The organism is Sporanaerobium hydrogeniformans, assembly GCF_002735925.1.
Lineage (GTDB): Bacteria > Bacillota > Clostridia > Lachnospirales > Cellulosilyticaceae > Sporanaerobium > Sporanaerobium hydrogeniformans.
Genome location: NZ_PEDL01000003.1, coordinates 18,227 through 44,624 on the forward strand (window position 1 = coordinate 18,227; position 26,398 = coordinate 44,624).

Genomic DNA, 26,398 nt, shown 5'->3' on the forward strand with positions numbered 1-26,398 from the left:
TCAATTCTAACATTCTGCATGATAGTTATGGCTTGTAGCAGTTGATGGCCTCGTTCAGTCAAACAATATTGCGATTTTAGCGGATAGCCCTTAAGTGAATCAGTATATCTCAAGCCATCGCATAATGTGGTGGTTTTTAGTATACTCAAAAATAGAAAGGGAGAAAAAGAGATGGCAAGAAAAAAGATAGCCTTGCATTTAAAAAACATAGGAATCTATCGATGTTATTTTGGATATAATGTAATGCTTTACAAGTATGTTAAAATTATTTAAGATTATGGAAACAGATAAATAGTAAGTGGTGGAGGCAATATGAGCAGATTTTCAGAATATATAGGTTCACAATTTGGTAATCCTAGAGGAATTGTTGGCAAGTGTTGTTGTATTATAATGAATATAATAAACAAAGCAATGTATCGAAAGGTTGTGTCAAACATTCATTTAAATGAACAGGCAAAAGTTCTTGATATTGGGTATGGAAATGGATATCTAGTTGAACAACTCTATAAACGCTATCAAGCAAATATTTTTGGTATTGATATATCTGAAGACATGAAGAAAAGTGCAAATAAGAGAAATCAAAGAGGAGTAGACGGAGGAAAAATACATTTATCAATTGGTGATTGTTGCTATTTGAACTATGAAAATGAGTTTTTTGATGTGGTGACATCTATAAATACAATCTACTTTTGGAACGATACTCTTAAAGGTCTTAAAGAGATATTTAGAACGCTTAAATCAGGTGGTGTATTTTATAATGTTGTCTATACAAAAGTGTGGCTTCAACAATTATCTTATACCCAAAAGGGATTCCAATTTTTTGAACAAGAGGATTTTATAGAATTTGGAAAACAAGTTGGATTTACAGAAATCACTATTCAAGACATTGTAAAAGGGAAGAGTTTTATGGTCGTTTATAAGAAATAAATTCATTAAAGTGAAGGCTAGTTGATTGAAAATTTCTTAATCATAATATAAAATCAAGTTAAAAGAGAAAGTGTTCATTTATTATACAAGGAGAGTAAAATGAAAAAGATAAAACTATTTAAATATATTATTTCAAGCTTAATAGCTTTGATACTATTTAGTATAGTAGGTATATTTATATGGACAAGTAATACCTATAAGCCAACTTCAGAAGTGTTTACTTTAGTAGGAGAAACAGATTGCACAAAGGAAAATGACTTTTATGTTTTTAAGCCAAAAAATGGGCCCAATGGAAAAGGTATTGTCCTATATCCAGGGGCGTTAGTTGAACCTCTTAGTTATAGTTATATAGCTAATGAATTATCTAAAAAAGGTTATTTAGTAGCTATACCAGAAGTGAATTTAAATTTATCAGTAACTGAAAATAATAAGGCAGATGAATTCATATTAAAAAATAATGAAATTAAAAATTGGTATGTATGTGGACATTCTATGGGGGGTGTAAGTGCAGCGTATTATGCAGAAGCAAAGCAAGATATAGTTGATGGTGTAATATTTTTAGCTTCATATCCTGCAAAAAAAACGGATTTATCAGACAATAATCAAAAAGTATTAAGTATATATGCTGAAAATGATGGTTTAACATCTAGAGAGGACATTGAAGAAAGTAAAGGAAACTTACCTAAAAATACTATTTTCGTAGAAATTGATGGAGGAAATCATGCTCAGTTTGGGTTTTATGGAGAACAAAAGGGAGATAAACAAGCAGAAATATCAGCAAAAGAGCAACAAGATAAAATAATAGATTTAATAGTAACTTATATAAATCCAAATAGTTGATGCCTCAGAACCACTTCAAAAGTCAGTAGTTTGTTTATGACAACTTACTGACTTTTTTGGCAAGAAATATCCTATTCCACCACTCTATATAGAATTTCACATATCGTACTATTTACCCTATAAGCTGCAATTATTCCTGTTACCCAATGCTCGGCTCTAAACGATATCTAAAAGTTCAGAAATGTCATGTATAGTATAGGTAGCATATGTACATGTAATATCTTTCTTATGCTGATAAAAACAGGAGTCAATTCCGAAATTCCTTGCTCCTATCATATCAGAAGAGGGACTATCGCCCACCATGAGTATGGAGCTTTTGGAAACCGTACCTATATTTTTGATACAGGATTCAAAAAAATATAAGGATGGTTTTTCATGTTTTACTCTATCTGATATAAAATGTCCATCAAACAAGTCGATAATGCCAGCATTTGATAAGCGTTTTAACTGTGTAGTGTATATGCCGTTAGATGCGGAGTATATTTTTTTTCCCCTTTTCTTAAGCTCAACCAAGGTGTGTTTTGCATGTGGAATGAGTGCAGAAGAGTTATCCAGATAAAATCTATATTTTTCTTCCCAAACCCTACCATCAACCTCAAGACCATAAAGTTCAAAGAATTTTTGAAAGCGTGTATTAAGAACAAGCTCTTTTGTAATTTTCCCTTGCTCAAGGTCATCCCATAAAGCAGTATTTATTTTTTTGTATTTCTGCAACAGGTCATCCGTATAGTTGAGTCCTGATTTTTCTATGATTCTTATAAAGCTGTTTTTTTCAGCAGCATTAAAATCTAAAATAGTATTATCTAAGTCCATTAAGAGGATATCATACATAATCTGTAGCTCCTTTTGTAAATATTTTATTTTAGTAGTTCTATAATAGAATAAAAGCAGAAAATAAAGTATGAGAAATCTCATAGAGAAGGAGAAAAATAAATGGTTTTTAACAATGAAATACCATCAGTAATTGCTGAAAAAGGAACAAAAAGGATTTTCACTAAAGGTGAAAATATTTATAAAATAAATACCCAAGTAACTAATTGCTATTTCATTTTATCGGGAATTGCAAAGATATATATTGATCATGATAATGGAAGGCGCTCAATTCTTGACTTTGCTAGGACAAATGATTGGTTAGGTGAGATCTCCTTGTTCAGTGAAGAAAAGGAGATAAAAGAGAATAGAGTTCTTCAAGAAATAGCGTGTTTAGAATTTGATTTAAAAGCATTGAGAAAACTATGTAAAGAAGATGCGAGTGTTTCCTTTTATTTTGCTACATACATTTCTAATAAGTTGTTATCAAGAAGTTATAGGATGAGCGAAAGCTTAAATTATTCTTTGAATAAGCGTCTTGCAGCATTTATTCTTCAATATCAACAAGGCGGTAAATATGAGATCTCACATACAGATGCCGCAGAATATTTAAATGTTAGCTATCGTCATGTATTATATGTTATGAAGCAATTTCGTGAGTCGGGAATTTTGGAAAAAGATAAAGAGAAAGGGTATCGTATTATGGATAGTGATAAATTGAAGCGACATAAAAGCTACTAGCTATGCAGAAATATATAAGGTATTGTGTAAATATATAATTATTAGAATATTTGTGGTATGATTAAGATAGAAGATTTTATTGAGGTGAGAAAATGCTTATACATAACACAACACAAACTATTTACATAAAACGATGCATGCTAAGAAGTGAAGATAAGTAAAGGAGTGAAAGATGTTGAAAAAATTAATAACTATTTTTTTATCCATGCTGATTACTCTATCATTCTTACTTCCCTATTTAGCACTGAAACAAGAAAAGCTTGAAACAGAAGTTCAGAAGAATAAATACATAGCTTCACAAAGAATAAACGATATCTCACAACAATTGGTGGAGGTACTTAATCAAAGTTTTGAGTATGTTCAAGTATTGGAACTTATTATAAAAATAAACCCCAATGATTCTGAATTAATAAAAACATATGCGGAAATGATTTTACAAAAACATGGTACTATACAAAATATTGCTATTGCACCAAATGGAATTGTAAAGTTCATTTACCCAACAGAGCAAAACCAAAGAGCAATAGGACATAATTTGATGCTAGACCCACTGCGTTATCCATTTATTCAAAAAGCTATAAATGAAAAACGGACAACAATCCAGGGGCCTGTAGAAGCTGTTCAAGGTGGAATATTAATCTTTAATCGCAAACCTCTTTTTATAACAAAAGACAATGTAGAAAAGTTTTGGGGACTATGTGTCGTATCGGTAGACTTTGAAAAGGTTATGGACTATTGTGGTATTAGTACAGATGATCCTGATTATTATTTTGCTATAAAAGCTCAAAAAAGTGATGGGTTTCAGGATTTTGTATGGGGAAATACAGAATGTTATACAAACGATTCAATAACTCATACCATTAACTTTGAAAATCAAAAATGGGAATTAGCCATTTACCCTAAAGAGGGATGGAAAGCCATTGGTGAGAAATTATATGTATTAGATGCGACAGATCAACTCTATCTATTTTTGAGTTTTATCTTGTTTATGTTTATACTATGGCATCTTAATAAATATTATGAAAGTTATACAAGGTCTAAAATAGATATAATGACAGGTGCTTTAAATAAAAGTACTTTTAAAAAAAGTGTAATAAAAAATCTAAAAAAATATAAAAAGAATAAGGTACAAGCAATTATAGTAATAGATATTAATGACTTTAAATCAATCAATGATACATATGGTCATCTTGTAGGGGATGGTGTGATTATTGAGTTATCGAAACGTTTTATGGAAATAATAAGGGGTAATAACCTTCTTGCAAGATGGGGAGGAGATGAATTTGTTATTTATCTATGTAATTTAAGCAGCCTGACGGATATGAATACTATAATAAAAAGAATTTATCACGAAGTAGAAGCGCCTATTGATGTTAGTGGAGTTTCTATAAATGCAAGAGTAGCATTAGGATATGCGCTATATCCCATGGATGGCGTGAATTTCGAAGAGCTATATAAAAAAGCGGATAAGATGATGTATTCAAATAAGCCGACTCAAAAAAGAGAAGAAGTAAGCTAGTAAGTTGATTTAAAAGATAAATAAAGTGAAAAAGCGAGGATACCCAACGTTGCAATTCGTAGGGTATCCTCTTATAGTTTTTTTAATAAAAGACTGTAAATCTCTTAAAAGGCTACTTTCATAAACAAAGCGACACAACAAAGGAGTATGGCAAAAGGAACATAGACATAGCGACCGATGAAGTACCAGGTATTCCCCTGATTTTTGGCGCTTCCCTTATTGATTTCAGTAAGTAAATCCTCTTTTTTCATGACCCAAAACCAAGAAACAGCACCTAATGTTGCACCAATGGGGATGATATAAATAGATACAAAGTCCATCCATGGTCCCCACTGGAAGATAGCCTCCATGTTTATGCCAAAGCCTAAACAAATTAAACATAAAATACAAAGGATGGCTGTACGACTCAATTTAGGGAATTTATGTAATAAAGATTCACCAACGGCTTCAAACATATTTTGTAAAGAACTGATGCCTGCAAAAATCATAGCAACATATAAAATAATTGCAAAAATACGACCCATAGGAATATCTTGTAGGATAGTAGGAAGTGTAACAAAAAGTAAACCGGGACCTGCACCAACATCAAGTTGGTAGGAGAAGCATGCTGGGATAATGACTAGGGCTGCAACCAGTGCAGCAATGGTATCAAAAATAGCAGTTTGACGAGACACAGAAATAACATTCTCCTCTTCTCCTAGATAAGCACCATAAACAATCATGCCACTACCCGTAATGGACAGAGAAAAGAAGGCTTGTCCCATAGCCCCAATCCATACCATTGGGTCTTTGAGTGCCTCCCAACGAGGAATAAGCATAAATAAGTAACCAGCCATTACATTGGGAAGTAGTGCAACACGGATTGCCAAGACAATAAAGATTATAAAGAATAAAGGCATCATTAGCTTATTTGTTTTTTCAATACTCTTTGCCCCTAAAAACAGTGTGAGTAGTGTACCGATTACGACAATAATATGATAGGGAATCACAGAATGTGGTGCAAGTGAAAAGGATTCAAACCATGTACCTGTGTTCACTGTCATTAAAGTGCCGTCTAAAGAATTAACAAGAGCCTTTAATACATAGGCTACAATAACGGCATAGCCTATGGCAATGCACATCGATCCTGCTAATGGTAGCCAGCCTAAAAGGGCACCTATTTTTCCAGCTTTTTTATTTCGTGTGTTCCAAGCATTTTCGTAAGACCCCAAAGTACCTGTTTTGGAACGGCGTCCAATTGCAAACTCTGCAGGTAAACCTACATAACTGAAAATAAAAATAAAAAAGAGATAGACCAGTAAAAAGGCACCACCACCGTTGCTTCCTAATTTATTAGGGAATCCCCATACATTTGCCATTCCTACAGCAGAGCCTACAGATGCTAAAATAAATCCCCAACGACTATGAAATCCTTCAGTCTTTTGTTTCTTTTGAATGTCCATATAAATGCCTCCTAAATAAGTTTCTTCGTTCATTTTGGTTTGTTTATGTGGTAAAAAATAAAAGTCCTCTGTCCCTAATAAAAGGGACAGAGGACGAAAATTTCGTGGTACCACCTCTGGTTTAAGTATTTCTCACAAAATACTCCTCTTTGTGTGCCAACACACACGCAATGCTATATCGGGCATACCCGTCTTACCCTACTCATTATGTCTTCAGGCAGCTGCTCCGGAATGTATTCAAGACAGCCCGTTTACGTCCTTTCACTAACCGGACGCTCCCTGCAAAACGTTCTCTGCTCTACTTGTTTCCTTCTTCGCATTACAATATTGTATTTTACACTATCACACTGTTTAATAAAAGTCAAGCAGTGCACTAAGTCATCCCTTACTCTATAAACTAGTTAATACGATTAATCACCTATCCAAAAATAGAGTAAGCCTTTTTCACCATCTGGTAGTTCAACATAGAAATAGTTTAAAGTGCGATTTTCAGGAGTAACATAGATAGCAAGGAGTTTTATTTTCGTTGCTTTAAATTCTCTTAGGGCTTCAGCATCCCATATCATATGCTCAAAGTACTCGTAATAGTTTTCTGGACTTTTAGCTAAGGGTACAAAATATCCAGTACCATTCACTTCATAGGTTTTCCCTATGTATTGCTCGACATCATGATGAGTTAGAACATATTCTTTATCTTTATATTCTCCCCATGCAGAAAAGAATTGTGGTTTAAAATGATTGGTTAAGTCAAACCACGAGATGAATTTTCCTTGTCCATCCATCACTGCATATCTGTCTTTTGTTCCTAAGGAACATAGTTCTTTTCCATCATAGCGAAAGAATATAAAAGCAGGGTCTGCACTTAGTCCGTCATCCAATACAGCAAGCTCTGTGTAGCTATCTCTTTTATCTAAGTCTATAATCCGCACTTCACCAGATGGGTAGAATGGCTCTAATGCCATCTTTAAACCATTTACCTCTATAAAAGATCCCTCCTCATAGTTAGCCTTTAACACAGCTTTAATCGTATCTGCTTTTCCATCGCCATTTAAGTCATATTGACCCTGAATATTATAGGTTCGCTGATAGTACTCCATACTTTCATCATAGGAAACATCAAAGGTATAATCCTTAAAATAGTGGTCCATCTTCGAAAAATCTTCAATTTTAGGTTCTAAAGCTACAGATAAATCTGTTTCCTCAGACTTACAGCCAGTTAATAGAGCTATTAGAAATAAATAGAGAATGAAGGGAATAACTTTTTGAATTTTCCTAGTTTTAATTTTACTTAGCATAGACAATCTCCTTGTAGGGCATATCACAAATCCAACAATAGAATCTATTAAAAGCATATAGCACTTAAGATATAAAAGTCAATAAATTAATTTTAAATATTTAAAATAATAAAATTATTCTAAGTTTATAGTTATTTACAAATAAAGAGTTGCTAGAAAAATAGAGGATAGATTTGATGGAATTAGGAGAAACTGCATAATAAATTAATAGAGAGTAGGAGAACACATTTATGGAAAATGCAATGTTTTGTTATCAGTGCGAACAAACTGTAGGAGGAAAAGGTTGTACCAAAAGTGGTGTATGTGGCAAAACTCCGGAGATAGCAAATCTACAGGATTTACTCATTTATCAATTAAAGGGTATCTCTTGTTATGCAAAGCCTTTGATTGAGCAAGGCAAAAGCATCGATAAGGAGATCGTGAAGTTTGTAGAAAATAGTTTATTTACCACATTAACCAATGTGAACTTTGATGCAGAGGTTCATGTGAGATTATTGAAGGAATCACAAAACATAAAAGAGCATTTAAGAAACCTAGCACCAAAGAGACAGTACCCGAATGAGGCTACCTATAATCTAAGTGAAACGAAAGAGGCTATGTTAAAGGATTCAGTAAAAGCAGGGATTATGTATGATCAGAGTTTGAATGCAGATATTCGCTCCTTAAGGTCAACTGTATTATATGGATTAAAAGGCATAGCTGCTTATGGACATCAAGCAAGGTTTATTCACTATAGCAATGACCAAGTAGATACTATTTATTTCTTAGGTTTGGAAGCTACTACAAATGATAATCTAAGCCTAGAGGATATGATACGTATGACTATGAGGATAGGAGATATGAGTGTACAAGTAATGCAGCTCTTAGATGAAGCCAATACAAGTCAATACAAAAATCCTTCACCTCATAAGGTAAATGTAAATATAAAAAAAGGTCCATTTATTATAGTATCTGGACATGATTTAAGAGACCTAGAAATGCTTTTAGAGCAAACAGAAGGTAAAGGAATTAATATTTACACCCATGGCGAAATGCTCCCAGCACATGGGTATCCTGAATTAAAAAAATACAAGCATTTAGTAGGTAACTTTGGTTCTGCATGGCAAAATCAACAAAGTGAGTTTGATAGTATTCCAGGATGTATTTTAATGACGACTAATTGTTTAATGAGACCAAGAGAAACCTATAAAGATAGACTGTTTTCAACAAGTGTTGTAGGTTGGGATGGTATAAAACATATTGATACTTTAGAAGATGGTACAAAGGATTTTAGTGAAATAATTAATAAGGCATTAGCATTAGGTGGATTTAAAGAAGATGAAGAGGAAAAGGAAATACTTGTTGGATTTGGGCATCATGCCACGTTATCTCATGCTGAAGCCATTGTTAATGCAGTTAAAGAAGGAAAAATAAGGCATTTCTTCTTAATAGGTGGATGTGATGGGGCGAGACCAGGAAGAAATTATTATACGGATTTTGCAAAAATGGTTCCTGAAGATTGTGTTATTCTCACATTAGCTTGTGGCAAATATCGATTTAATAAGTTAGAATTTGGAACAGTAGCTGGATTACCAAGATTATTAGATATAGGTCAGTGTAATGATGCTTATTCAGCTGTTAGGATAGCTACTGCTCTTGCAGATGCTTTTGATACAGATGTAAATTCGTTGCCACTAACTATTGTACTTTCTTGGTATGAGCAAAAAGCTGTTGCTGATTTATTGGCATTATTGTCTCTTGGAATAAAAGGAATATATTTAGGACCTAGCTTACCAGCATTTATATCTCCTAATGTTTTACAATATTTAGTAGATACCTTTGATATAAAACCTATTAGTACACCGGAAGAGGATTTGAAAAATGCTCTTCAACAATTGAATTAATGATGTAAAAATTTTTAGCTTCTCTTCAGCTAAAGAGAGGCTAAAAATTTTTGTTTATTACATAGAAGAGTAGGTAGTTGATTGAAAAATTTTTGATTTTAGTATAGAATTAGCTTAGAAAAATTACTTAATTATTTAGGAATAGGATGTGAGAGCTTTGAATGCTATAATAAAGGTTATAATCGGTGTTTTGATACCGTTATTTGGTACAACTATGGGTGCGGCAATGGTGTTTTTTATGAAAGGTGAAATGAAATCACGTTTGCAAAAGGCCTTACTTGGCTTTGCATCTGGAGTGATGATTGCAGCATCTGTTTGGTCACTCCTAATACCAGCAATTGATATGGCAGAAGCAGATGGTAAGATTGCATGGGTTCCAGCTGTAGTTGGTTTTTTGCTAGGTATTGGTTTTTTACTCCTACTAGACACGCTTATTCCGCATCTTCATTTTGCTTCAGAAGCACCTGAAGGCAGACCTAGTAAACTAGGAAAATCTTTTATGTTAGTGCTAGCAGTAACTTTGCATAATATTCCTGAAGGGATGGCAGTTGGTGTAGTATTAGCAGGTATGCTCAGTGGTTCAACTGTTATTTCAGCAGCAGGTGCCTTTGCATTAGCAATAGGTATTGCTATTCAAAACTTTCCTGAAGGTGCCATTATATCTATGCCACTGGTGAGTAGTGGATTATCAAAAAAGAAGGCTTTCCAATATGGTTTTCTATCGGGAGTTGTGGAACCTGTTGGTGCAGTGGTAACGATTCTTCTTACATCACTGGTTACGCCAATCCTTCCTTATATCCTTTCATTTGCAGCAGGAGCCATGATTTATGTTGTAGTAGAAGAGCTTATTCCAGAAGCACAAGCTGGAGAGCATAGTAATATAGGTACCATTGGTGTGGCACTTGGATTTGCATTAATGATGCTACTTGACGTAGCTTTAGGATAAGTTTTGTATTTTTAAAAAGAGCCTTTAGGTATTGAAATTTATAATAAAATTTCAATACCTAAAGGCTCTTTTTAAAAAAGTGAATGCTGTTAATTATCAACATTCTATGTTTTTGTTATAATACAGAAAATAGTAAATTTTGATAAAAATTTACATCAATATATAAAATATGCTATTATAATTCGTGGAAAAATAAACATGAGGTGAGAAACCTATAGAGGTATAAGGAGATGATTAAAAATATATTTATTACGGGAGAGAAACAAATCGGTAAATCAACACTCATCAATAAGTTGATTAAAGAAATGAAGTTTCAAGTAAGTGGTTTTCAAACATTGCCGTATGAAATAGAAAATCAGCGTATGGGATTTTACTTAAAAGGTCGAGTAGAAACGAAGGAGTATAGAAATGGTATGCCCATATCTATTCAGACCAGTGAAACAAACTGCATGCCAGTAACAGAGACTTTTGAGTCGTTAGGTGTTGAGGTATTAAGAAAGAGTTTGGAAGACTCTGGGTCTATTATACTAATGGATGAATTAGGACGATTAGAAAGGATGGCTACAAGATTTAATCACCAAGTATGGCAAGTGTTAGATAGTAACAAACTGGTGCTAGGTGTCTTACAACAAGTTCAGGTTCCTTTGTTAGAAGCCATTAAAAAACGACAAGATACACTGATTTTAATATTAAATCATCAGAATGCACTTGATGTACATATAAAAATAAAAGAAGAAGTAGAGAGGATTTTAAATAATGTCTAAAAAAATTGTAAGTTTACTATTAAGTTTAGTAATTATAGGAACAAGTCTAGTAGGTTGTGCTAATAATAATACATCTACAGATGAGTCGCAAGCATCAGCTCCTATAGAAAATGTACAAGCAAGTAGTAAGCCAGAGCAAAACGAAGCAACAGTTACAGTAGTTGATCAATTAGGGCGAACAGTAGAATTTCCAAGAGAAATAAATCGTATTGTATCATCTTATTATATTTCATCCTCCTTACTGATTGCACTTGGTGCAGAAGATAAAGTAGTAGGGCTTGAAATGAAAGCAGATACACGTGAAATTTATAAAAAGGCAGCACCAGAATTTTTAGAATTACCAGGTGTGGGGACAAGTAAGAGTATTAGTGTAGAAGAAACACTTGCCCTTAAACCAGACCTTGTCATCTTACCTTACCGTTTAGAAGAATTTGTAGAACAATTTGAAGCGTTAAATATACCTATTATCGTTGTAGAACCAGAAAGTATGGATCAATTTTTAGAGTGTATTACCTTAATTGGAAAAGCTATTGGGGAAGAAGAAAGAGCAGGAGCCCTTTTAAGTTACTATGAAGAAAAAATAGGTGAAATACGTCAATTAACTGAAGGGCTAGAGGAAAGACCTCGCGTTTATATGTCAGGTGGTTCAAGTGCTTTTACCACTTGTACAGCTAATATGTATCAAAATGATTTAATTCATCTTGCAGGTGGTCAAAATGTATCTGAAGAGTTAACAGATGGTTATTGGGCGAATGTATCAGCTGAACAAATCTTAGCATGGGATCCAGAATTTATATTTAATGTGAATTACGCAAGCTATGATAAGAGTGAATTAACGGGCGATGCACAGCTAACATCAGTGAGTGCTATTAAAGAAGAGAGAGTGTATACCTTCCCTTCTGTATTAGAAGCTTGGGATTATCCAACACCATCATCTATTTTAGGCATATTGTGGCTCACACAAAAGCTTCACCCAGAGCTTTATTCAGTAGAAGCTTATACAAAGGATGCACAAGATTTTTATAAGACATTTTATGATATCGAGATTACACAGGAGGATATGGGACTATGATTCAGAGGTGCCCATATAAGCGGAAGTTATTAGTTGCAATAGGTATACTTTTAGCTTTAAGCGGTATGGCACTTATGATAGGAAGATATCCTATGTCACTTGAAGAATTAGGAGAGGTGCTATTGGGAAGAGATACCACCTCTTCTCTTTATACCTTAATCATGCAAATTCGTTTGCCGCGTATAGTTATTGTAATACTTAGTGGAGGTGCATTATCTTTGGCTGGTACCATTTACCAAGGTTTATTTCAAAATCCTTTGGTGTCTCCAGATGTACTAGGTGTTAGTTCAGGATGCGGTGTGGGAGCTATTTTAGCTATTTTATTTTTTCCACGGTTTCCTCATGCGCTTCAAATGATGGCTTTTTGTGGAGGTATTGTAGCTGTTATCCTTGCACTTATTATGGCAAGGATGAGTAAGGCTAATAAGTTATTAGGACTTGTTATTGCAGGCATTGTTATAAGTTCTGTTGCTTCAGCCATTACCATGCTTCTTAAGTATGGGGCAGATCCTTATAAACAACTTCCTACTATAGAATTTTGGTTGATGGGAGGTTTTTATAAAGCAAACTGGGAAAGATTTGGACTCATATGGCCTAGTATAGGCGTAGGTATTGTTACTTTATTTATACTGAGATGGCCTCTTAAGGTTTTAACATTAGGAGATGAAGAAGCTGCCACTTTAGGTGTGAATGTGAAGTCTATTAGAATAATAGCCATTGGTGCAGTCACACTGCTTGTAGCAGCTGTTGTATCAGTAGCAGGTGTGATTAGTTGGATTGGCTTAGTGGCACCACATATTGTTAAACTTTTAGTGGGTAATAATTTAGAGAAAGAAATGCCTATGAGTTTATGTATAGGAGCCATTTTATTATTAGTGGCAGACACATTAGCTAGATCTTTGTATGCAGCAGAAATCCCAGTAAGTGTGTTAACCACCTTTGTAGGTGCTCCTTTCTTAACACATTTATTGTATCAAAGAGGCAGGGCAGAGCAATGAGTCTTTATATAAAAAATATCAAACTAAAACGTGGATCAAATGTAGTTATAGAGGATTTTAGTTTACATATCAAACAAGGTGAACTTGTGGCAGTTTTAGGGCTGAATGGAATAGGAAAGACAACACTTATCAAGGCTATAGCTGGTCTTTTACCAGTGGTTCAAGGAGACATCTTTTTGAATAATACACCTATTAGTAAGATGAAACCTAAGGAGCGTGCCCAAAACCTAGCCTATATGCCACAACAGATGGCATATGACTTATCCTATACAGTAAGTGATTTTATTTTAATGGGCATTACACCTTATTTAGATTTTTGGCAGACACCTAGGAGAAGTGATGATGAGGAAGTAGAGAAAGTTTTAAATGCTTTAAATCTTAGTTATCTCAAAGCAAGCCGGCTTAGTCAGATAAGTGGTGGAGAAAGACAAATGGTTTACCTAGCTAGGGCACTTATGCAAAAGGCAAGTGTAATGCTATTAGATGAACCGACTGCTTATCTAGATTTTAAACGCCAGCATGAATTTTTACATACCTTAAAGAAGGTCAAGGAGCAGGCTAATAAAGCCATTTTAATAGCCATTCATGATCCGAATCTGGCTTTACAGTATGCAGACCGGATTGTTATCCTTCATCATAAGCAAATGCTTGGAGTAGTTTGTCTCACTGAAGAGGGAGATAAAGATAGAAAAGAGGCTAAAAGAGTACTTATTAAGCTTTTAAAGAAAGCTTATGGGGAAGAGGTAGAGTTTAATCAAGACATAGAAAGTAGTATTTTATATCGTCAGAAGTAGAGGAGAAGTAGATATGATTACAATTAAGGAGTATTTTGTAGCAAATAGCTTAGAAGAAGCTTATAACAAGCTGGTAAGTGGAAAGAACAATAGCATTCTAGGTGGCATGATGTGGCTTAGAATGCAAAACAAAAGGGTGCCTGTGGCTATTGATTTATCTCAGCTTGGACTCAATCAAATTGAAGAAAAAGAAGATGTCATTGAAATTGGTGCCATGACTAGCCTGAGACAAATGGAAGAAAGCAAGGTATTAGAAGCCTATTTTGGTCCTCTCTTTAAAGAAGCCTTTTCTCATATTGTAGGGACACAGTTTAGAAATACAGCAACTATTGGGGGAAGTGTTTTTTCACGTTTTGGCTTTTCAGATCCTCTAACAGTTTTATTAGCTTTAGATGTAAAGGTTGAGCTGTACGGGGCAGGCATTATGTCTTTAGAAAAATTTATGAAATTACCTCCTAAGAAAGATCTTTTAGTCAAACTTATTTTAAGGAAACAAAACCTAAAAGCTGTGTATAAATGTCAACGTCAGACAGCCACAGATTTTCCTAATTTAACAGTTTGTATCAGTAAGACAGACCATCACTATAAAATTGTAGTAGGTGCTAGACCATCAAAAGCAAAACTTGCATACAGCGGGATGAAAAAGCTTCAAGATGGATGTGAAATAGATGAAGTTGCAGAAGCTGTTGTAAGAGAGCTTAACTTTGGGACGAATATAAGAGCTAGCAAAGATTATCGCATGCATTTAGCAAAAGTATTAGTGAGAAGAGGCTTAGAGGAACTTATTTAACCTAGTAATAGAAAAACGATTTAGATTATAAATCATACAGAGGTAAGGATGGTAGATAAATGAAAATAAGGGTATGGATTAATGAGAAGCTTTATGAAGATGAAGTAGCAGCAGACCTGATGCTAATTGACTATATACGTTCAAAAGGGTATTACAGTGTAAAAAGAGGATGTGAAACGACAAACTGTGGGCTTTGTACAGTTTGGCTAGAGGGAGTACCTGTGTTATCCTGTGCTGTATTAGCAGTAAGAGCTCATGGAAAAAAAGTGACCACTTTAGAGGGATTAGAAGAAGAAGCACGCGTTTTTGGTGATTTTTTAGCTAAGGAAGGTGCAGAGCAATGTGGTTTTTGTAGTCCAGGATTTATTATGAATGTATTAGCCATGAAGCGAGAACTTAAAAATCCTGGTGAACAGGATATCAAAGCATATTTGGCGGGCAACTTATGTAGATGCACAGGGTATATGGGGCAACTGCGTGCCATTCAAGCTTATTTGCAGGAGGAAGCATAAAATGAGATATATAAGTAAAGATGTAAAGAAAATAGATGCTACAGCTCTTGTAACAGGAAAACCAGTCTATACAGCAGATATGTTGCCTAAAGAATGCCTCGTGGTTAAAGTATTAAGAAGTCCACATGCTTATGCTAGAATAAAAAGTATTAATAAAGCCATTGCACTTAAGGTGCCAGGTATAGAAGCAGTTTATACTTATGAAGATGTACCACGTATACGTTTTACTATGGCAGGTCAGTCTTATCCAGAGCCAAGTCCATATGACCGTTATATATTAGAAGAATATGTACGTTATGTGGGAGATGTAGTAGCTATTGTAGCGGGGGAAAGTGAGGAAGCTATTAGTAAAGCATTTAAGCTCATTAAAGTAGAGTATGAAGTATTCGAACCTGTTCTTGATTTTACTAAGGCCTTAGATCACCCAATAGTTATTCATCCAGAAGAAGATTATCATAACAATTTCCCAATAGGCGGAGATAGAATGCGTAATCTATGTGCTTCCGAAAGTATGGTATATGGGGATTTAGAAGCAGCCTTTGCTGAAAGTGATGTAATTGTTGAAAATGTTTATCATACGAAAGCCAATGCACAAGCCATGATGGAGACTTTTAGAACGTATAGTTATTTAGACCATAATGGAAGACTTACTTTAGTATCTAGTACTCAAATTCCTTTCCATGTCAGACGACATGTAGCAAGAGCTTTAGGACTTTCTAAAACAAAGGTGCGTGTCATTAAGCCAAGGATTGGCGGTGGCTTTGGAGCGAAACAAACCATGGTTTCAGAAATTTACCCAGCCTTTGTCACTCAAAAAACAGGCAAGCCTGCGGCTATGATCTTTACAAGAGAAGAAACTTTTAAAGCCTCTACAAGCCGTCATGAAATGCAAATACGTGTTAAAGTAGGAAGTGATAAGGAAGGTAATATTAAAGCTATTGACCTTTATACTTTATCCAATACAGGAGCTTATGGAGAGCATGCTTCTACTGTAGTGGGGCTTTCAGGACATAAGACCATACCTCTCTATAATAAAGCAAAGGCCTTTAAATTTAGTTATGATGTGGTTTATAGCAATACTATGTCAGCCGGTGCTTTTAGAGGTTATGGGGCAACACAAGGGATTTTTGCTTTAGAAAGTATTATGAATGAGTTGGCAAGTAAACTCGGTATAGATCCTGTTGAACTGCGTTTAAAGAATATTGCACAAGAAGGCGAAGTGATGCCTGCTTATTATGATAATAGGCTGGAAAGTACAGCACTTAAAGAATGTCTTTTAAAAGGAAAAGAGCTCATTGGTTGGGATGAGAAATACCCTTATAAACAAGTAGGTAAAAATAAAGTGCGCTCAGTGGGTATGGCGATGACCATGCAAGGTTCAGCTATTGCTAATATTGACGTAGCAGCAGTAGAAATTAGACTTGGAGATGATGGTTTTTATACCCTTATGATTGGTGCAACAGATATGGGAACAGGTTGTGACACTATCCTTGCTCAAATTGCAGCAGAATGTTTAGATTGTGAGATGGATAAAATTGTTGTAACAGGTGTGGATACAGATATCTCACCATTTGATGCCGGATCCTATGCTTCTAGTACCACTTACTTAACTGGTCAAGCAGTTATTAATACGTGTGAAGCCTTAAAAGAAAAAATGATTAAGGCAGCAGCTAAGGTATTGGAGGTTTCAAAAGAAGAAATTATTTTTACAGGAGAACAATTTGAAACATCAGATGGAAATAAAGTGTTAACCCTTAAAGAATTAGGGGAAGGGCAAGTAGTCGGTAATATGAGTGAATATTTATCAGCTACGAAATCTCATTCCAGTCCAACTTCACCACCACCCTTTATGACTGGTTTTGTAGAGCTTGAAATCGATACAGAAACAGGTGAAATGGAAATCATTGATTATGTAGGGGTAGTAGACTGTGGTACTGTGATTAATACGTCTTTAGCTAGAATTCAAGCTGAAGGTGGTATTGTACAAGGAATCGGTATGGCCCTTTATGAAGATATTCAGTATAATGCACAAGGAAAAATGATGAATAACTCCTTTATGCAGTATAAAATCCCATCACGTTTAGATGTAGGAAAAATACGTGTAGCCTTTGAAAGCAGTTATGAACCAACAGGACCATTTGGTGCGAAGTCCATAGGAGAAGTTGTTATTAATACACCTTCGCCGGCCTTAGCGCATGCTGTATTTAATGGAACAGGTGTTGCAGTTAGGGAATTACCTATTACACCTGAAAAAATTGTTATGGGTATGCTGAAGCAATGAAAATAACTGCTATTATTTTAGCTTCTGGGTTTAGTAAGCGTTTTAAAGGAAATAAACTTCTTGCCTTATATGAAGAAAAACCACTTATTATGCATGTTATTGACAAGGTAATAAGACAAGATTTTTATGAAGTGATTATCGTATCACAGTATGATGAAATTCTTAGTTTAGTAAGTAGTGCTAGAAGCATAAAGGGCATCATCAAATTTATAAAAAATAACAATCCACAAAGAGGCATCAGTGAATCCATTAAATTAGGGGTTAAGGTAAGTCAGCCTTGTGATGCTTATATGTTTTTTGTAGGAGATGCTCCCCTTATAGGAGGAGAAACAATAGAAAATATGATAGGTATGTATAAAACCCTAGAGGCAAAAGAAACAGCCATACTCTGTCCAGTTTATGAAGGAGAAAGGGGCAATCCTGTTATCTTTGCTAAGACCTATAAAGAAGAACTTATGGGACTAAGTGGGGATGAAGGAGGAAAACAGCTTATAGCTAGACATAAAGAGCGTGTGATTGGGTATGAGATAGACCATCACAAGGAACTGTTTGATATTGACACGCAGCTAGATTTTAATCAACTGCTTCAAATGAATCAAATAGATTAAATATTAATTATATTCATAAATTTAAAGAAATGTTGTTAAGGAGGACTTTCAGGTTTTGAAGTTTTATTATAAATTTCAAAGCCTGAAAGTCCTTTTTGTAAAGAGTAGAAAGGAATCAATCAAACAGTCATTAATGCCAGTGTTAGAATAGGTTATGGATATAAAAAACTGAGTTCTTAACGAAAATAAAAATAACTAAAGAAGAGAGGTTATTTTTGCTTTGTCAGATGGGCAACTTACTGGTATGATAGTAATAAGAGACAAGCGATAGTAATCGAGGTTACTCATATGATGAGAAATAGATAACATAAATGAAGGATTTGAAAGAGCGTATGAAAAAATTAGTCATTGGAATATTAGCACATGTAGATGCCGGTAAGACAACTTTGTCAGAAAGTATACTTTATCTAAGTGGTAAGATTCGTAAGCTTGGAAGAGTAGATAATAAAGATGCCTACCTAGATACCTATGATTTAGAAAGAGCAAGGGGTATTACCATTTTTTCTAAACAGGCAATACTGGAAGTAGCAGGAATGCAAATAACTTTACTGGATACACCAGGTCACATAGACTTCGCGGCTGAAATGGAGAGAACACTTCAAGTATTAGATTATGCGATTTTAGTGATCAATGGTGCAGATGGTGTGCAAGGACATACTCAAACATTGTGGCGACTTCTTGCCAGGTATCAAATACCTGTTTTTGTATTTATTAATAAAATGGATCAGCAGGGAACCCATAAAGAAAAATTAATGAAAGAACTAAAGGAATCTCTAGATGATAGGTGTATAGAATTTGAACAAGAGGATACAGCTGTTTTTAGTGAGCAATTAGCTATGTGTGATGAAGAACTTATGGAAGCTTATTTGGCAACAGAGCATATGGATAGGTTGCACATTGTCAAAGCCATTAAGAGGCGCCAGGTATTTCCTTGCTATTTTGGTTCAGCTTTGAAGTTAGAAGGTGTTGAAAATTTTATACAAGGCATTGAAAAGTATACAAGTAGCCCTTCTTATCCAGAAGCTTTTGGAGCCAAGGTATTTAAAATAGCTAGAGATGAGCAAGGTAACCGCTTAACCTATATGAAACTCATAGGAGGAAAACTTAAGGTAAGAGATATTTTATCCCATTCTAATTGGGAAGAAAAAGTAACTCAGATTCGCCTTTATTCGGGGCAGAAATTTGAGACTGTAAGTGAAGTCGAAGCAGGTTCTATATGTGCAGTAACAGGGCTTACTCAAACGAGACCAGGAGAGAGCTTAGGTATAGAGAGTGCCTGCTTTGAGCCTCTATTAGAGCCTGTATTATCTTATCAGATTATACTTCCAGAGGGTCATGATCCAAGACTTATGCTCCCTAAGTTACGACAACTAGAAGAAGAGGACCCGCAGCTACGCATTGTTTGGGATGAACAGTTACAGGAAATTCAAGCCCAAATTATGGGAGAAGTGCAAATTGAAATTTTACAGAACCTTATAGAAAGCCGTTTTAGTACGTGTGTTACATTTGGTGAGGGGAAAATTGTCTATAAAGAGACCATAGCTCATACAGTCGAGGGTGTAGGACACTTTGAACCATTAAGGCATTATGCAGAAGTTCACTTGTTGTTGGAACCTGGTGAACTTGGAAGTGGTCTCCAGTTTGCCCTTGAATGTAGCGAAGATTTGTTAGAAAAAAATTGGCAAAGGCTTATTCAAACTCATTTAGAAGAAAAAGTTCATAAAGGTGTACTTACGGGTTCCCCTATTACAGATATGAGAATAACTCTTGTTTCAGGAAGGGCCCATAAAAAGCATACAGAGGGTGGGGACTTTAGAGAGGCGACTTACCGTGCAGTACGTCAAGGTTTAAAACAAGCAGAATCCATTTTGTTAGAACCCTATTATGGCTTTCAGTTAGAGGTACCCGAAAAAATGGTAGGACGTGCGATGACTGATATTGAAAAGATGCATGGCACATGTGAAATTTTAAAGACAGAAGGTGAGTTCATCACTCTCGTTGGGAGTGCACCTGTTGTTACCATGAGAAACTATCAAAAAGAGGTAGTAGCTTATACCAAAGGGCAAGGAAGATTATTTTGTACATTAAAAGGATATGAACCCTGTCATAATACAGAAGAAGTGAGAGAGCGTATAGGATATGATTCTGAAAGAGATATAGAAAATCCCACAGGTTCCGTATTTTGCACACAGGGCAGTGGCTTTTTAGTGAGCTGGGATAAAGTAAAAGACTATATGCATATTGAAAGCTATTTAAAGCAAGGGCAAGAAGAGAGAGTAGATCAAACAGCCAAATATCAAGAAGGACTGTTAGAAGAGAAGTGGATAGGGTTAGATGAAATAGATCAAATTATAAATAAAACTTTTTATGCTAATCAAGGAGCAAAATCTGTATGGAAGAAACGTAAAACAGCTCGTGAAAGCTATTACGAACCTACTAGCTATGTAGCAAAGCAAAATCGAGAGAAAAAGGAAGAATATCTTCTTATAGATGGTTATAATATTATTTTTGCATGGCCTGAGCTAAAAGAGCTTGCTAATGAAAACATGGATGGTGCTCGAATAAAATTATTAGAGTATTTATGTAATTATCAAGGTATTCGTAAATGTCAAGTTATTGTTGTATTCGATGCCTACCGTGTGCAAGGACACCGTGTGGAAATAATTGATTATTATAACATCCATATAGTCTATACCAAAGAAGCACAAACAGCAGATCAGTATATTGAAAGATTTGTACATGACCATAAGGCAAAATATCATGTAACAGTGGCAACATCGGATGGATTAGAACAAGTTATTATTAGAGGGCAAGGATGTAGTTTGTTTTCTGCTAGAGAACTAAAGGAGGAAATAGAAGGAGCTCATAAAAGGATGATGCAGGCCTATCAGGAGAAGCAAATAATAGAACGCAATTATTTAAGTGAGATAGTACCTGATGAAATAAAACAGCAGATAGAGAAGCCATTTTAATGTATAGGATTTCTTATTTACCTTCATACTAACTAAAAATTAAAGATGGGAGGTTATAGGATGGCAAAAGAAAAAGGCTTTGCAAGCTTAACACCTAATGAAGCAAAACTTCAAATCAAAGAAGATCAAAAAGTTAAGCCACAAAATGGTTATAACTGTAAAAACAAAAAATAGTAATAAGTGATGTTATGGGAGGAATTATGGGAAAAGTTGAAGAGAGACAATCAGAAATTTTAGAGGTATTAAGCCTATATGAAAAACTGGAAGTAACTGAACTGGCAAGAAAATGTCATGTCTCTCTAGTTACTATGCGAAAAGATTTAAGTGAACTAGAAAAAAGAGGGCTTCTTAAAAGGGAGCAGGGATTTGCCTTTTTAGTAAAGGAAAAAGGGATATATCAGCGCCTAGCTAGACATTATGCGCTAAAGTGTCGTTTAGCAAAAAAAGCTGCTTCCTTGGTTTCTGATGGGGAAACAATTATGATGGAGGGGGGGTCTTGCTGTATTTTAGTTGCTGAAGAAATTAGTAGGACAAAGAAGAAGGTAACGATAATAACCAACTCAGTATTTATGATGGATTATATTGGTAAAAACCCCCATGTTAATTTGGTATTGCTAGGTGGAGACTATCTTGAAGAAGCACAAGCAGTAGTGGGACCCGTTGCCAAGATGGGAGCACGTTTATTTCATGTTAATAAACTTTTTACGGGAACAGATGGTTACCTATTGGGGAATGGATTTACAAGTACTGACCATTTGGTGATGGATACAGTCCGCAATATGGCTGAGAGTGCAGAACAAGTAGTAGTCGTTACAGAATCAGAAAAATTTTTACGACGTGGTGTTGTGCCTTTATTTACATTAGGTGAAACCCACTGCTTAATTACAGACTCGGGTATCCCAAAAGAGATACAAAAGGAACTTGAAAATTCGCAGGTAAAGTTAATAACTATTCCTTTAAATGAAAAATAAATGATAAAATGTAAAAAGAACTTTTTCTTTATTAAGAGTTAAAAAGAAAAAGTTCTTTTTTTGTTTGGAAATTTTAATTGACAATTAAAATATAACGAAATATAATTTATTTATAAAAGTAATATTCTTATATTTCGAACGAAAGTTTTAAAAAATAATTTACTTTACAAGGATTTATTTTTAAAAGGAGCTGAGATAATGGAGATTTTATTGGACACTGCACATTTAGAGGATATCAGAAGGTATCATAAGATTTATCATATTACAGGGGTGACCTCTAATCCAACAATTCTTGCACGTGAGAAAGGTGATTTTTTCCCACTTCTTGAAGCCATTAGAGAACTTATTGGACATAAGCAGTTACATGTACAGTTAACAGGAAATACAAGTGAAGACATGCTAAAAGAAGCCGAGGCTATTAGTCGCAAGCTAGGGAAAGAAACGTATATGAAGGTACCTACAAATGAAGTAGGTATTGAAACGATGAAACGATTGAAAGAGCAAGGATATAAAATTACGGCAACTGCCATTTATATGCCTCAGCAAGCTATGATAGCGGCTTCAGTAGGAGCAGATTATGTAGCACCTTATTTTAATCGTATAAGTAATATGAATGTGGAAGGTAAAAATGTAGTAAGTGAGATAGCCCATTTATTTAAACTGCATCATTGCTCAACAAAGATTTTAGCAGCAAGCTTTAAAAATACACAACAGATTATGGATGCCTTAATGGCAGGGGCTGAGGCAGTTACAGCTACACCAGAGCTTTATTCACAAATGGTTGAAAATCCAATGATTGATGCAGCAATTACAGGTTTTACAGCAGACTGGGAAAAAACATATGGTGGTAAACGTATTTTTGAACTTTAAAAAACAATGAAGAGGGGGCTTTGTATGGGGCATTATATTATTGCACATGATCTGGGAACATCTGGTAATAAGGCAACACTCTTTACAATAGATGGCAAGCTTGTAACAAGCTGCACTATTCCTTATGCTGTTCATTTCTTTGGAAAAAACTGTGCAGAGCAGAATCCTAATGACTGGTGGAAGGCAGTATGTGAGGCTACAAAAACTGTGATGCGGGAGATCACTCCTACAGAGGTTGTAGCGATTTCCTTCTCTGCACAGATGCAAGGTTGTCTTTTGGTAGATAAAGAGGGGCTACCATTGCGACCTTCTCTTATATGGGCAGATCAGAGAGCGATAAAACAGACTAAGCATTTAGAAAGAGAAATCGGTTTTGATAAAATGTATGAGATGACTGGTCATCGTCTAAGTCCGAGCTATACACTTGAAAAATTAATGTGGTTAAAGGAAAATGAGTCCGAGGTTTATCAGAAAGCTTATAAATCTTTACAAGCAAAAGACTATATCTTGTTCCGATTGACAGGGCGATTCGTAACGGATTACTCGGATGCCTCTGGTACTCAGGCGCTAGATTTAGAAAAGCTTCAATGGTCAGATGAGATATTAGAGGCGGCAGGTATCAAAAAAGAGCTATTACCAGAATTACATAGCGCCACAGATATTATAGGAAAAATAACAAGAGCAGCAGCTTTAGAAACAGGCTTATGTGAAGGAACTCCAGTAGTTTGTGGAGGTGGAGATGGGCCTTGTGCCGCAGTTGGAGCTGGATGTATACAGGAAAATCAATTGTTTGCTACTTTTGGTACTTCTGCATGGATTGGTGGAACAACTACTCAAAAGTGCTTAGATGAGGATAAGATATTTTTCTGTTTTGCACATGTTATCCCTGGACATTATATGCCCTGTGGGACGATGCAAGCAGCTGGTAGTGCCTATGCCTATATTCGAAAAGTAATGGGAAAGAATAAGTCCTATGCAGAATTAAATGAGAAGATAGTGAGTTCACCGGCAGGAGCCAAGGGGCTAATCTTTCTTCCTTATATGTTGGGTGAACGTAGTCCACGTTGGAATGAGCAGACAAGTGGTGCATTTTTAGGTATAAAAATGCACCATGAAGAGGAAGATTATATACGTGCAGTCATTGAAGGAGTAGGTTACAACCTAGAATTAATTTTAAAGGCTTATCGTAAATACCTTTCCGTTAACACACTGATTCTTACAGGTGGAGGCGCCAAAGGTGATATCATCTGTCAAATTTTATCGGATATTTTTAATGCAAAGCTTCAAACGCCTAATTATGTAGAAGAAGCAACTTCTATTGCAGCAGCGATGATTGCAGGTGTAGGGGTAGGTGTTTATAAAGATTTTGAAGAGGTGACACGCTTTCTTCAGTTGAATAAGGAATACTTACCCCATTCAGAAAATCAAAAGGTCTATGAAAAATCAAAGAAGATTTTTGATACAGGATATGAAGCCCTTAAGCCTTTATTTGAGATGTTTGAATAAAGAGAAGCATTTGTCTTAGCGTTACCTTTTATTATTTTATTAGCCGAGGAGAAATCCTTGGCTTTTTATGTCTCTATATATGAAAAAGAGAGAATTTCATATTTTTCCCTATACTGCACACACTAATTAATAGAGTGAATAAAAGAGACATAGAAGGAGCAAATAAGGTGGCAAAAGAAAAGCTTTATTTTAATGGAGATATACTCACATTGGAAGAAAATTTATATGTAGAGGCCCTACTGATCAAGGAAGGAAAGATCTATAAGGTGGGCTCAAAGGAAGAACTACTAAAAGTAGCGAGTAAGGAGGTTGAACAGGTCGATTTAGAGGGTAAAACAATAATGCCTTCTTTTATGGATGCACATAGTCATTTTTCTGGCTATGCTATTTCTTTTAACCAAGTAAATCTTAGGGAAATGGTAAGCTTTGCTGAAATAGCCGATGCGATTAAGGAGTTTATAGAAAAAAATCATATCTCGCCAGGTAAATGGGTACAAGCAGAAGGCTATGATCCCCATTTTTTAGATGAAAAAGCACATCCTACACGTCAGCTTTTAGATGAAGCAGCACCCCATAATCCAGTTCTTGCTAAACATAAATCAGGTCATATGGGTGTCTTTAACACGCTTGCTTTAAACGAATTAGGGATTACACCTGAAACGCCCAATCCAGAAGGTGGAATAATTGAAAAAAAGGAAGGCCAACTGACAGGGTATATGGAAGAAACGGCATATATACATGCTGTCCAACAACTTCCTATGGTATCTAACGAAGAAATGCTAGAAAGTATGAGGAAGGCACAAAATGCTTATGCAAGCTATGGTATTACAACAGCTCAGGAAGGTTTCTTAAGTGAGCAGCTGGTATCAAGTTATCACTATTTAATGCAATCCAATCTGTTAAAGATAGATCTTATTGGTTATATAGATATATCAAAAGTTGAAATTTTAAAAGAAAAGTTTGCAAATTGTTTACGGAATTATACACATCATTTTAAAATAGGAGGTTATAAAACCTTTTTAGATGGCTCACCACAGGGGCGTACTGCGTGGATGCGTACTCCTTATGTAGGTAAGCAAAAGGATTATTATGGTTATGGGACACAAAAGGATGAACAAATTGAAAAGAAGTTAGAACGTGCATTAAAGGATAATATGCAAATACTTGTTCATTGTAATGGTGATGCAGCTTGTGAACAATATATCATGCAATATGCAAAAGCTAAAGAAAAAAATCCTTCCAATAAGGATATTAGAGCTGTGATGATTCATGCACAATTACTTGATCTTGATCAATTGGAAAGAGTAAAAGCCCTTGATATGCTTCCTTCCTTTTTTATTTCTCATATTTATCACTGGGGAGATATTCATATTAAAAATTTTACAAAAGAGAGAGCAAGTCGAATCAGTCCTGCCCAATCAGCCTTAGAAAAAGGAATACGCTATACCTTCCATCAAGATTCACCTGTTATTGAGCCGAATATGTTAGAGACCATATGGTGTGCTGTAAATAGACTCACACAAAAGGGCATTGTATTAGGAGCTCATGAAAAAATAAGTCCATTAGATGCGCTGAAAGCAGTAACCTGTAATGTAGCTTATCAATACTTTGAAGAGGATAGGAAGGGAACGATTAAAGAAGGGAAATTAGCTGATTTAGTAATCGTTGACAAAAATATCTTAAAAGTAGCTCCGGCAGAAATTAAAAATATTCAAGTCCTTGAAACCATTAAAGAAGGAGAAACCATTTATAGGCGTGAAGTGTAAAGAGAGGCTTTAAAACAAGGGGAAGATTTATTAGGGGTTAAAATACGCTAGTAAAAGAGGTCTACTGAGAAGGTGAAAAAGGGGGAAAGCC

The 26,398-nt window shown here is 35.2% G+C and carries 22 protein-coding genes and 1 other annotated feature; of the genes, 19 read left to right on the forward strand and 3 right to left on the reverse strand.

The features are described from left to right. Window positions 1–312: 312 nt before the first annotated feature. On the forward strand, window positions 313–927 hold the full coding sequence (locus CS063_RS04880; protein WP_099448573.1) for a class I SAM-dependent methyltransferase: 615 nt from the start codon (window positions 313–315) through the stop codon (window positions 925–927). Window positions 928–1,026: 99 nt separating this feature from the next. Continuing rightward, a complete protein-coding gene (locus tag CS063_RS04885) occupies window positions 1,027–1,767 on the forward strand; it encodes an alpha/beta fold hydrolase (protein ID WP_099448574.1) in 741 nt (246 codons plus the stop codon). A gap of 156 nt (window positions 1,768–1,923) precedes the next feature. Here CS063_RS04885 and CS063_RS04890 read toward each other — a convergent pair whose 3' ends face one another. Then, a complete protein-coding gene (locus CS063_RS04890; protein WP_099448575.1) occupies window positions 1,924–2,598 on the reverse strand; it encodes a YjjG family noncanonical pyrimidine nucleotidase in 675 nt (224 codons plus the stop codon). Window positions 2,599–2,700: 102 nt separating this feature from the next. Here CS063_RS04890 and CS063_RS04895 point away from each other — a divergent pair, with 102 nt between their 5' ends. Together CS063_RS04895 and CS063_RS04900 are read left to right on the forward strand one after the other, a co-directional pair. Next, window positions 2,701–3,318 carry a cyclic nucleotide-binding domain-containing protein gene (locus CS063_RS04895; RefSeq protein WP_099448576.1) on the forward strand — a complete coding sequence of 206 codons (618 nt, stop codon included), beginning with the start codon at window positions 2,701–2,703 and terminating at the stop codon, window positions 3,316–3,318. A gap of 172 nt (window positions 3,319–3,490) precedes the next feature. Continuing rightward, window positions 3,491–4,837: a diguanylate cyclase domain-containing protein gene (locus CS063_RS04900; RefSeq protein WP_099448577.1), complete on the forward strand. Its 1,347-nt coding sequence runs from the start codon at window positions 3,491–3,493 to the stop codon at window positions 4,835–4,837. Window positions 4,838–4,941: 104 nt separating this feature from the next. On the opposite strand, the gene CS063_RS04905 is transcribed toward CS063_RS04900, so the two are convergent. Beyond that, entirely contained in the window at window positions 4,942–6,279 is a 1,338-nt protein-coding gene (locus tag CS063_RS04905; RefSeq protein ID WP_099448578.1) for a sodium-dependent transporter, read from the reverse strand. An 86-nt stretch (window positions 6,280–6,365) separates the two neighbouring features. Further along, window positions 6,366–6,603, reverse strand: a binding site (T-box leader). Between the two features lie 86 nt (window positions 6,604–6,689). After that, window positions 6,690–7,574 (reverse strand): hypothetical protein, encoded by an 885-nt coding sequence (locus CS063_RS04910; protein WP_099448579.1) that lies wholly within the window; start codon window positions 7,572–7,574, stop codon window positions 6,690–6,692. A 230-nt stretch (window positions 7,575–7,804) separates the two neighbouring features. On the opposite strand from CS063_RS04910, the gene hcp reads away from it, so the two are divergent. From hcp to CS063_RS04985, 15 genes are all read left to right on the forward strand, one after another. Then, entirely contained in the window at window positions 7,805–9,457 is a 1,653-nt protein-coding gene (gene hcp / locus CS063_RS04915) for a hydroxylamine reductase (RefSeq protein ID WP_099448580.1), read from the forward strand. 214 nt (window positions 9,458–9,671) lie between these two features. Then, a complete protein-coding gene (locus CS063_RS04920; protein ID WP_099448719.1) occupies window positions 9,672–10,403 on the forward strand; it encodes a ZIP family metal transporter in 732 nt (243 codons plus the stop codon). 230 nt (window positions 10,404–10,633) lie between these two features. Continuing rightward, window positions 10,634–11,167 carry a nucleoside-triphosphatase gene (locus CS063_RS04925; protein ID WP_099448581.1) on the forward strand — a complete coding sequence of 178 codons (534 nt, stop codon included), beginning with the start codon at window positions 10,634–10,636 and terminating at the stop codon, window positions 11,165–11,167. Continuing rightward, window positions 11,160–12,239: an ABC transporter substrate-binding protein gene (locus tag CS063_RS04930; RefSeq protein ID WP_099448582.1), complete on the forward strand. Its 1,080-nt coding sequence runs from the start codon at window positions 11,160–11,162 to the stop codon at window positions 12,237–12,239. Before CS063_RS04925 ends, CS063_RS04930 begins: the two co-directional genes overlap by 8 nt. Then, a complete protein-coding gene (locus CS063_RS04935; RefSeq protein ID WP_099448583.1) occupies window positions 12,236–13,237 on the forward strand; it encodes a FecCD family ABC transporter permease in 1,002 nt (333 codons plus the stop codon). The genes CS063_RS04930 and CS063_RS04935 overlap by 4 nt, the downstream gene beginning before the upstream one ends. After that, window positions 13,234–14,031, forward strand: a complete 798-nt coding sequence (locus CS063_RS04940; protein WP_099448584.1) for an ABC transporter ATP-binding protein — start codon at window positions 13,234–13,236, stop codon at window positions 14,029–14,031. Before CS063_RS04935 ends, CS063_RS04940 begins: the two co-directional genes overlap by 4 nt. Window positions 14,032–14,044: 13 nt before the next feature. Then, a complete protein-coding gene (locus CS063_RS04945; RefSeq protein WP_099448585.1) occupies window positions 14,045–14,821 on the forward strand; it encodes an FAD binding domain-containing protein in 777 nt (258 codons plus the stop codon). A gap of 59 nt (window positions 14,822–14,880) precedes the next feature. Then, entirely contained in the window at window positions 14,881–15,333 is a 453-nt protein-coding gene (locus tag CS063_RS04950) for a (2Fe-2S)-binding protein (protein WP_099448586.1), read from the forward strand. Between the two features lies 1 nt (window position 15,334). Continuing rightward, window positions 15,335–17,614, forward strand: coding sequence for a xanthine dehydrogenase family protein molybdopterin-binding subunit (locus CS063_RS04955; protein WP_099448587.1), 2,280 nt, complete (start codon window positions 15,335–15,337; stop codon window positions 17,612–17,614). Continuing rightward, the gene (locus tag CS063_RS04960) at window positions 17,611–18,222 is read left to right on the forward strand and encodes a nucleotidyltransferase family protein (protein WP_099448588.1); all 612 of its coding nucleotides are present in this window, start codon (window positions 17,611–17,613) and stop codon (window positions 18,220–18,222) included. The genes CS063_RS04955 and CS063_RS04960 overlap by 4 nt, the downstream gene beginning before the upstream one ends. Before the next feature lie 332 nt (window positions 18,223–18,554). Next, window positions 18,555–21,194 (forward strand): translation factor GTPase family protein, encoded by a 2,640-nt coding sequence (locus CS063_RS04965; protein ID WP_099448720.1) that lies wholly within the window; start codon window positions 18,555–18,557, stop codon window positions 21,192–21,194. A 200-nt stretch (window positions 21,195–21,394) separates the two neighbouring features. Further along, window positions 21,395–22,165 (forward strand): DeoR/GlpR family DNA-binding transcription regulator, encoded by a 771-nt coding sequence (locus CS063_RS04970; RefSeq protein ID WP_099448589.1) that lies wholly within the window; start codon window positions 21,395–21,397, stop codon window positions 22,163–22,165. 198 nt (window positions 22,166–22,363) lie between these two features. Beyond that, window positions 22,364–23,035, forward strand: coding sequence for a fructose-6-phosphate aldolase (locus CS063_RS04975; protein ID WP_099448590.1), 672 nt, complete (start codon window positions 22,364–22,366; stop codon window positions 23,033–23,035). 24 nt (window positions 23,036–23,059) lie between these two features. Further along, the gene (gene xylB / locus CS063_RS04980; protein WP_099448591.1) at window positions 23,060–24,541 is read left to right on the forward strand and encodes a xylulokinase; all 1,482 of its coding nucleotides are present in this window, start codon (window positions 23,060–23,062) and stop codon (window positions 24,539–24,541) included. 167 nt (window positions 24,542–24,708) lie between these two features. Continuing rightward, on the forward strand, window positions 24,709–26,307 hold the full coding sequence (locus CS063_RS04985; protein WP_099448592.1) for an amidohydrolase: 1,599 nt from the start codon (window positions 24,709–24,711) through the stop codon (window positions 26,305–26,307). Window positions 26,308–26,398: the final 91 nt, after the last annotated feature.